We start from the raw sequence: 1,187 nt of genomic DNA on the forward strand, positions 1-1,187 counted from the left end.
TGTCGTAGGCACAGACGTTGTTGACGCGGTGGGCGGGCGGGTGTCCTGCGAGCGCGGTGTGGGGCCGGTGGAAGTTGTAGCCGTGCAGCCAGGCCGGTAGCGCGGCGACACGCTCGGCGGAGGAGTCGAACACGCTGGCGTAGGCCCATTCCTGGGCCAGGGTGCGGTTGAACCGTTCGGCTTTCCCGTTGGTCCAGGGGCAGCGAGGCTTGGTGAACCGGCGGGCGATGCCGAGCTCGGCGCAGGTCGCGGCGAACAGGTGGCTGCGCCGGTAGGCCATGGCGTTGTCGGTCATGATCCGTTCGATGGTCACGCCGTGGTCGGCGAACCAGGTGTGCGCGCGGCGCAGGAACCCCGCGCAGGCCTGCTGGTTCTCCCCGCCGGCCTCGGTGTTGATGACCTCGACATAGGCCAGTCGGGAGTGGTCGTCGACCGCGACGTGGACGTAGTCGTAGCCCACCTTCGGGGCGTTGCGGGAAGCCCGGTACTGGGCGGAGTCCCGGCCGTGGGCCCACCAGCCGCCGCCGGCGCGGATGTGGCCGAGCTTCTTGACATCGAGGTGGACCAGCTCGCCGGGCCGGTCGCGTTCGTAGCGCCGCCACCGGTTCGGGCCGTGGACGGTGGTGGCCGGGTCGTCGCGGCGCAGCTGCTCGGACTCGCGCAGTTGCTCACCGGTGGGTGGGTCGAGGTCGCGCAGACGGGAGATGCCCCGTCTGGACAGCACTTTGTGCACTCCGGAACCGGAGATGCGGGTGCCGTCGGCGCGGCGCAGTTCGTAGGCGATCAGTAGCGGGCCGAGGTTGCGTTCGCGGCGCACGGTCTCGATGCGGGCCTCGAGCTCAGGTGGCGTGCGTTGCGGGCTGTGGTGGGGGCGCGAGGAGCGCTCGCGCAGCCCGTCCTCGCCTTCGGCCAGCCACCGGGTGTGCCACTTGTGCAGGCACTGGCGCGAGATGCCGGCCTCGGCGGCGACGTGGGCCTTGGGGCGGCCGGCGTCGACACGCAGGCACAACCGGCGCTTGCCTTCGAAGGTCAGCGGAGCATTACGGTGCGGCACGAGGACCTCCAGGGTCGACGGCGTGGGTGCCTTCAGCAGCTCCACACCTCGCCTGGAGGTCCTCCCTAGTTCAAGATCATCGATCTTGGCGTGTCGTCACCCGCCGCGTCACCAACCTCCGTGGGTGGGACAG

At 70.4% G+C, this 1,187-nt stretch carries 1 protein-coding gene; it reads right to left on the minus strand.

The annotated features are described in order from the left end of the window. The coding region (locus tag WCD74_RS29825; RefSeq protein WP_337698568.1) for an IS481 family transposase at positions 1–1,054 on the minus strand (1,054 nt) is incomplete at its 3' end. Between the last annotated feature and the right edge of the window lie 133 nt (positions 1,055–1,187).

This window comes from Actinomycetospora aurantiaca (genome assembly GCF_037401875.1).
Classification (GTDB): domain Bacteria; phylum Actinomycetota; class Actinomycetes; order Mycobacteriales; family Pseudonocardiaceae; genus Actinomycetospora; species Actinomycetospora aurantiaca.